The sequence below is a fragment of the Janibacter corallicola NBRC 107790 genome (genome assembly GCF_001570965.1).
GTDB lineage: Bacteria > Actinomycetota > Actinomycetes > Actinomycetales > Dermatophilaceae > Janibacter > Janibacter corallicola.
This window is the reverse complement of sequence record NZ_BCSR01000072.1, coordinates 1-7406: the sequence shown is the minus strand read 5'-3', so window position 1 is coordinate 7406 and position 7406 is coordinate 1. Positions and strand designations below refer to the sequence as shown.

Annotated in this window: 7 protein-coding genes; 2 read left to right on the top strand and 5 right to left on the bottom strand. The window is 69.6% G+C overall.

Going from position 1 to position 7406, the window contains the following annotated elements; all coding sequences use genetic code 11:
• The coding region (purF, locus tag JCO01S_RS14920; RefSeq protein ID WP_174521077.1) for an amidophosphoribosyltransferase at nucleotides 1-1463 on the bottom strand (1463 nt) is incomplete at its 3' end.
• Between the two features lie 77 nt (nucleotides 1464-1540).
• Between purF and JCO01S_RS14915 the strand changes: the two genes are divergently transcribed.
• Nucleotides 1541-2170, top strand: coding sequence for a sulfotransferase family 2 domain-containing protein (locus tag JCO01S_RS14915; protein ID WP_068257529.1), 630 nt, complete (start codon nucleotides 1541-1543; stop codon nucleotides 2168-2170).
• Here the strand turns inward: JCO01S_RS14915 and JCO01S_RS14910 are convergent.
• Nucleotides 2158-4710, bottom strand: coding sequence for a glycosyltransferase (locus JCO01S_RS14910; protein ID WP_169796969.1), 2553 nt, complete (start codon nucleotides 4708-4710; stop codon nucleotides 2158-2160). The two genes, JCO01S_RS14915 and JCO01S_RS14910, sit on opposite strands and share 13 nt — an antisense overlap.
• A gap of 107 nt (nucleotides 4711-4817) precedes the next feature.
• Nucleotides 4818-5048: a hypothetical protein gene (locus tag JCO01S_RS14905; protein ID WP_068257523.1), complete on the bottom strand. Its 231-nt coding sequence runs from the start codon at nucleotides 5046-5048 to the stop codon at nucleotides 4818-4820.
• A gap of 282 nt (nucleotides 5049-5330) precedes the next feature.
• On the opposite strand from JCO01S_RS14905, the gene JCO01S_RS16400 reads away from it, so the two are divergent.
• Nucleotides 5331-5453 carry a hypothetical protein gene (locus JCO01S_RS16400; protein WP_281189246.1) on the top strand — a complete coding sequence of 41 codons (123 nt, stop codon included), beginning with the start codon at nucleotides 5331-5333 and terminating at the stop codon, nucleotides 5451-5453.
• Between the two features lie 27 nt (nucleotides 5454-5480).
• On the opposite strand, the gene JCO01S_RS16150 is transcribed toward JCO01S_RS16400, so the two are convergent.
• Both JCO01S_RS16150 and JCO01S_RS14895 read right to left on the bottom strand, forming a co-directional pair.
• On the bottom strand, nucleotides 5481-6206 hold the full coding sequence (locus JCO01S_RS16150; protein ID WP_218002293.1) for a hypothetical protein: 726 nt from the start codon (nucleotides 6204-6206) through the stop codon (nucleotides 5481-5483).
• Nucleotides 6203-7406: Tox-REase-5 domain-containing protein (locus JCO01S_RS14895; RefSeq protein ID WP_218002292.1), on the bottom strand; the 1204-nt coding region annotated here is incomplete at its 5' end. The genes JCO01S_RS14895 and JCO01S_RS16150, both read right to left, overlap by 4 nt.

Sequence of the window (7406 nt, the reverse complement as noted above, 5' to 3'; positions counted from 1 at the left end):
CCCAGCCGGTCGCGGCTCGGCAGCTCCATCGGGTACCGGCCGGAGAAGCAGGCGGTGCACAACTGCTCCGGCTCCTGGGAGGTCGCGGCGACCATGCCCTCCTCGCTGATGTAGCCGAGGGAGTCCGCGCCGAGCGAGGTGCAGATCTCCTCGACGCCGAGGCCGTTGGCGATCAGCTCGGCGCGGCTGGCGAAGTCGATCCCGAAGAAGCAGGGCCACTTGATCGGCGGCGCGGAGATGCGCACGTGCACCTCGGCAGCGCCGGCCTCGCGCAGCATCCGGACCACGGCCCGCTGGGTGTTGCCGCGCACGATCGAGTCGTCGACGATGACCAGCCGCCGGCCCTTGATGACGTGGCGAAGGGGGTTGAGCTTCAGCCGGATGCCCAGCTGGCGGATCGTCTGGCTGGGCTGGATGAAGGTGCGCCCGACGTAGGCGTTCTTCACCAGGCCCTGGCCGAAGGGGATGCCCGACTCCTGGGCGTAGCCGATCGCCGCGGGGGTCCCGGACTCCGGGGTCGCGATGACCAGGTCGGCGTCGACGGGGTGCTCCCGGGCGAGCGTGCGGCCCATCTCGACCCGGGCCTCGTGGACGGTGGTGCCGTTGATCGAGGTGTCCGGGCGGGCGAGGTAGACGTACTCGAAGACGCAGCCCTTGCGGTCGGCCTCGGCGAAACGGCGGGTGCGCAGCCCCTCCTCGTCGACGGCGACGAGCTCACCGGGCTCGACCTCCCGCACGAAGGAGGCCCCGACGATGTCCAGAGCGGCCGTCTCCGAGGCGATGGCCCAGCCCCGCTCCAGGCGGCCGATGACGAGGGGACGCAGGCCCTGCGGGTCCCGGGCGGCGTAGAGGGTGTCCTCGTCGATGAAGGCGAAGCAGAAGGCGCCGCGCAGCCGCGGCAGCAGGTCCATCGCCGCGGCCTCGAGGGTGCGGTCCGGGTCGCGGGTCAGCAGCGCGGTCACCAGCGCCGTGTCCGAGGTGTTGCCCCGGCGCAGCTCGCCATCGGTGATCCGGCGCTGCCCGACGTCGTCCGGCTCCTGGTCGTGGGCCTCGACGAGGTCGCGCAGCTCGGCGGAGTTGATGAGGTTGCCGTTGTGCGCGAGTGCGACCGTGGCGGCGTCGTGCCCCCCGAGGGTCGGCTGGGCGTTCTCCCACGTCGACCCGCCGGTCGTGGAGTAGCGGCAGTGGCCGACGGCCAGGTGGCCACGCATGGTCGAGAGGGTCCGCTCGTCGAAGACCTGGGAGACCAGGCCCATGTCCTTGTAGACGAGCAGCGCCTCGCCGTTGGACGTGGCGATGCCCGCGGATTCCTGGCCCCGGTGCTGCAGCGCGTACAGCCCGTAGTAGGTCAGCTTGGCGACGTCCTCGCCGGGGGCCCAGACCCCGAAGACGCCGCAGGCGTCCTGTGGCCCCTTCTCGCCGGGCAGGAGGTCATGGGACAGGTTTCCGTCTCCGCGTGGCACCACACCAGTCTTCCACAACGCACGGGGTCGGTAGAGTCCGGTCAACGTCGTGACGGCATCTCGAGCAAAGGATCCCCATGCCTGTCTTCCGCAAGGGTGAGCGCAAGTTCCTCTTCATCCACATCCCCAAGACGGGAGGCTCGAGCATCGAGCGGGCCTTCGCGGACGTGGGGTACGACACGCTCTACAAGGACGGGCGGGTCGGGCCGACGTCGTGGAACGACATCCGTCGCTGCACGCCCCAGCACATGCACCGCGAGATGCTCGAGATGCTCTTCCGCATCGAGCGCTTCGACGGGATCTTCGCGGTCGTGCGCGACCCCATGGCGCGGATCAAGTCCGAGTACCTGTGGCGTCACCGCCAGGACGACTTCTCCATCAGCGGCCGCGCCGTCGAGGAGTGGGTGGCCAAGAGCCTCTCCAAGTACCGGAGGCACCCCTTCATCCACGACAACCACATCCGCCCGCAGGCGGACTTCCTCGTCGAGGGCACCGAGGTCTTCCGCTTCGAGGACGGCCTGGACACGATGGCCACGACGCTGAACGAGAAGTGGGACCTCGGCCTGCCCGCCGAGCTGCCCCGCGTGCGCGAGGGTAGCTCGGCGACGAAGCACTCGAGCAAGGACGTCGAGGTCACCCCGAGGGCCGAACGGCTGGTCCGCGACTTCTACAAGGCGGACTACAAGCGCTTCGGCTACTCCGACTGAGCGACGCCGAGGACCCGGTAGAACTCCCGGGTGGCCTCCCGGTTGTACTCGGCGGGGTCGAAGGGGGGGTTGGGCACCTCGTCGCGCAGCGCCGCCCGCATGCCGTCGGCGAGGGCCTCGACGTCGCGCTCGACGACGAGACCGACCCCGTCGGTCAGTGACCCACCGACGGAGTCGAAGTTCGTCGAGACCACCGGCCGGTCGAGCACCCGCGCCTCGAGGATGACCATGGGCTGGCCCTCGTAGTCGCTGGAGAGGACGAAGACGTCGGATCGGGCCAGGACCGCGTGCGGGTTGCTCTGCTGGCCGGCCATCGTCACGACCGAGCCGAGCCCCAGGTCACGGGAGAGCTCGGTGAGCTCCTGCTGCAGCGGCCCGCCGCCGATGATGATCAGCCGGGAGCGCGGGTCCTCCTGGTGGACGAGGTCGAAGGCCCGGATGAGCCGCTCGTGGTTCTTCTCCGGGGAGAGCCGGCCGATGGTGACGAAGACCTTCGCGTCCTTCTCCCGGGGCATCAGCTCGCGGACCACGCTGTGGCGCTGCACCGCCGCCTCGAGGGTGGCGACGCCGTGCACGTCGGAGAGCTCGCGCACGGCACGCGGTAGGTCGGCGACCGGGACGCTGGCATCGGTGTCCGGATCGACGAGCCGCTCGCCGTAGGCCATCCGGGTGATGTAGGAGTCGTCGATGGTGTTGCGCGCGTAGGTGTGCTTCTCCCGGGGCGCGGCATCGGCGAGGTTCTTCGCGTTGATCTCCATCAGCGCCGGGGAGACCGAGACGAGGTGGTCGAAGTCGGCGTAGGTGTTGAAGACCGAGCCGAGGTTCAGCTCGTGCGGCCGCTGACCGTCGACCTCGCGCATCTGGTCGGCCTTGAGGTCGTTGTGCAGCCAGATCGAGTGGCTCCTCGCGGGCCCCTGCTGCAGCAGCAGCGCCCAGAAGGCCGCGTACCCGCTGAAGTCGATGATGTGGTCGAACTCGGCCAGACCGAAGCAGCGGCGCCACTCGAAGCCGAACATCCGCTCGGCGACCTCGAAGGACTGCCCGCGGGCGGCCTCTCCCCCGTGCAGGATCTGGGCGCGCTCACGCTCCGAGCGCAGCGACCACAGCATCCCGCCGGAGCGCGGCAGCACCCGCACCCGCGGGTGGATCTTCGCCTCGTTGGCCCGGACCTCCTTGCTCGAGGAGTACTGGTAGAGCACCGAGACGTCGAAGCGGTCGTGGTCGATGTTGTTCAGCAGGTTCAGCGCCGAGGTCGTGATGCCGTTGGAGCGCATGCCGCCGAGGTAGAGCAGGATGCGGGTGCGCCCGTCGGAGGCGACGGGGCGCACGTCGTGCTCGCGCGAGCCACGGAAGACGACGTCGATGACGCGCCGGGAGGCCCCGCCGTCCTCGCGGGAGGCGTAGATCGACTGCGCCTCGTCGCGGACCGCGCCGTGGCTGACCACGGGGTCGGCCCCGCTGCCGGTCCCGGTCGCGAGCAGCACGTCGCCCAGGTCGGTCACCGTGCGCACGACGGGCCCGGGCAGCTCCTGCGGGTCGAGGTAGAAGCCCCGGTAGTCGTCGTAGTCGTCCAGGTCCGGGGCGTAGAAGACGATCGGCCGCTCGGTGGCGAGGAAGTCGAAGAAGATGCTCGAGTAGTCGGTCACGAGCACGTCGGTCAGCCCGAGCACCTCGTTGCTCGGCACCTCGTTCGGCACGAGGATGTCGGCGAGGTCGGGGTGCTCCAGCGCGAAGTTGTACACCTGCTGGTGCACCCGCAGCAGCACCTGCTGGTCATCGGGCAGCCGACGCTTCAGCTCCCGGACGCACTTGGCCAGCCGCACGATGTCGTTGGTGGGCTTCTGGAAGGAGGTCCCCCGCCAGGTGGGCGCGTAGAGGACCACCTTCTGGTCCGGCCGGATGGAGACCCCCGAGTCGGTGAGCCGTCGGCGGACCCGCTCCTTGCCCCCTTCGTCCAGGAACTGCCGGTCCACCCGCGGCGACCCCTCGGTGATGATCCGGCCGGGGTGGATGTTGCTCAGCCGGTAGGCCTGCTCGTACATCCGCTCGGCGACGAAGCCGTTGGCGGCGAGCAGGTAGTCCGCGGAGAGGAAGTTGCGGATGACGTTGCGGGCGTTCGGTCCCCCGCCCGGCTCGTCGTAGCCCATCGTCTTGAAGGGGGTCCCGTGCCAGGTGTTGAGGTAGACCTGACCGTCCCGCTTGGTGAACTCCGTCGGGAAGGTCGCGTTGTTGATGACGTACCCGGCGGTGAAGAGCGCACGGAAGTACTGCGGGGACTTGTACCGCACGAACTCCACCCGGGGGTGGTTCGCGAACTCCGCGCGGATGCTCGCTCCCGACCACGCCTCCTTGGACAGGACCCAGACATGGGTCAGGTGATCGAAGGAGGGGTCGGCCATGAGCGCTCGGAAGATCGCCTCCGGGTTGCCCAGGGCGCCGTTGCCGGCGAAGGACTCGTAGAGCACCCGGCCCCGGTCCACGGGACGCTCACGCCAGTAGGAGCGCCACTCCGCGGACCCGCTCCGGCGGGCCTGCTTCACGGCTTTCACAGCGCTGGCAACTCGCAACTTCCGACCTCCTGGACCGAGGATTGACAACCCCGTGACCCTAACCGGTCCAGCCGCTCAACGCCTGTACGTCGCGCCCGTCAGCGCCGGTACGTGAGCAGTGCCACGACGACGGCGCCAACGAGCGCGCCGACGCAGAGGCCGAGGACGCTCATGTACCCGAGCGCGGCGCCCGGGTCGTAGGTGATGCCGTAGCCCTCGTTGCGGTCCGGACCCACCATCGAGATGACCCCGAAGACGATCAGCCCGATGATCGCCCCGGTCGCGATGAACGGGAACGGCTTGGGTTGGCTGCGACGTGTCCTCTTCACGCGCCCCATCGTAGGTTGGGCGCATGGGTCGGCCGTCACCGTCACGGCTACGTCTCGGACCTGACTTCGACAGCGAACAGGCCCCCGCCCAGCCCGAACGGAACCGCCAAGACCGCGCCCGCCGATCGCGAGCGCGATCATGGACAAGCTGGCCCCCCACGACCTGCTCACCTCGGCGAGGTGGGTCTCAGCGGGGAGGTGCGGCCCGCGGTGGGTGTCTAGCGCCGGCTGTCGGAGGCGGCGCGGCTGGGATTCCGCACCGCGCTGGTGCCGCGCGGCGCGATGGCCGACGTCGCCCCGCCGGAGGGCATGGAGGTCATCGAGGTGGTCGACGTCCAGGGGGCCATCCACTACGTCAACCAAGCTCCGGGCGACCGCATCCGGCTGCACCAAGTCTGTCCTTAGATTGGACCCGCCTTGAGCCCCAGCCCATTACCTTCGCTTCCGGTGGGGGACCTCGTCGATGTCGTTCATCGCCAACGTCTGGCGCATCGCGTCCACGACCTGCTCGGTCGTCCACTCATCCGGGGCCGACAGCAGCGTGCCCGCTCCCAGCCGTGACACCGCCACTCCCTCGGCAACCTCCGCGATCGTAGCCACCTTGTCATGTACCCACGTGCGGTAGCCCCAGACCACTTGCCACGCACTCGTCGGGCGGGCAATGTCCAGCACCGCCCGGTCCCGAAACTCCGCAGTCAAGGGTTCCCACACGTCAACCACGGCCTCGACAATCGGATCCACGACCGCAGTGGTGAAGCCACCAGCGACAGTCTCCCGAAGCGTGACCCCCACATGGTTGCTGGGTCGACGTCCCCCCATGAGGCTCCCGCCGGCCCCGATCCGCAAGTCGACACTCAACCCATCAGTCTGCTGGCTGAGCGAGAACGAGTAGCCGTTGACGGGCTCAGGGTCGCCGTCCTCAGAACGAAAGACCTTCGACTCGACCCAAGCCGCCTGCTCCCTCTCACCCGACGGCCAGAGTCCCCACACGTTGCCGTCCGGGTATCGCCACCCATCAACCGGGCAAACGGATTCAAGACGCTCGATCGTCGCCTGCGTCCTCCGGGCGACCGCGTCTGCGCTCTCGGCACGACCGTCCCAGACGGCACTCATAGTGGCCTCAGTCGTATCAGCCAAGCGGTGGTCCACATGCATCATCCCTTCGGAACGTACTCGACGTCGATGTTGAAGAACTTCTCATCATCCAGAAGCTTCTGGATGGCGTCAGCGCCGCGCGGGTCGGAGACCTTCCACTCCAGCACGGCTCCTTCGGGCAGAGCGTCTGTCTGCCGTTTCGCCGCATCCAATATCCCGTCCTTCATGCCCCTGGTCCATGGCCGGCCCGGGTTGCTGGCCAGGTCGGCGTAGCCGTCCTTGGCATCGAGGAACACCTCGTGGGGTGGGTCCCCTCGCAGGGTCCTCCCGTCGAAGGAGACGGGCAGGTCGGTGTCGGGGTTCTTCACGACGTATTCCGGGACCCGCCCGTCCGGCAGCCTGCCCACCCCGGTGATCTGCTCCTGGTAGGCCATCCCCTTCTCGCCCTGCGCCACGGCTGCCCAGCCCGGCTCGAAGTCTGCCGGCAACCGGCCCCGGGGCTTCTTCGGGTACGTGACCCACTCCGGGTAGCCCGTCGGCCGCGGCAGGTCATCGCCGAACCTCAGGTGCCCCGCCTCCGGGGCCTCGCGCATCGCGGCACGACGCCCGGCCCAGAAGTCCGCCGGCCCGACAGCGCGGTACTCCCGGGCTGCCTGTTTCACCCCGCCCCGCACGATCGTGCCCGGGACCGCGCCCGCAGCGGGCGGGATGAAAGTCAACCCCAGCTCGGCCACATCGAGGAGCACACCCGCCGGTGTGGCGCTCGCGGCGTAGTCCGCCACCGCCGCCTCGGGGTCCTCGATCAGGTCCCCCAGCCCCGTCCCGTGCTCGGCCACATACGTGCCGACCCCGGCAGCGAACAGTCCCCCGCCCAGCCCGAACGGAACCGCCAGCACCGCGCCCGCCGCGACACCGATCGCGATCTGCTCGGCCGGACTCAGCCCGTCCCACCACTGCGCCAGGCCGTCCAGCTGCCCGGCCAGCCACCACAACGAGTCATCCGTGGTCAGGTCCGGGCCGATCACATCCGCCAGCCACGGCGCGACCACCAGCCCGAGGGCCAGCAGCACCACCGACACCGCCGCCCCGACCAGCCGGAACCGCGCCGCCAGCGACAGCCCCGACCCGACGTGGCCGTCAGCGTCGACGTGGCAGGCCAGCTGACGCGCCTGCCGCTGGAGCCGCCAGAACGCCCGTCCATCCCGCAGCGCCTCACTCCGGGACTGACCCGGCGCGCGGGCATGCGCCGCAACACCATCGGCC

Coding starts and splice junctions, on each gene's coding strand:
- JCO01S_RS14915 (WP_068257529.1), top strand. CDS start 1,541: ATGCCTGTCTTCCGCAAGGGTGAGCGCAAGTTCCTCTTCATCCACATC.
- JCO01S_RS16400 (WP_281189246.1), top strand. CDS start 5,331: ATGGCCGACGTCGCCCCGCCGGAGGGCATGGAGGTCATCGAGGTGGTC.
- JCO01S_RS16150 (WP_218002293.1), bottom strand. CDS start 6,206: ATGATGCATGTGGACCACCGCTTGGCTGATACGACTGAGGCCACTATG.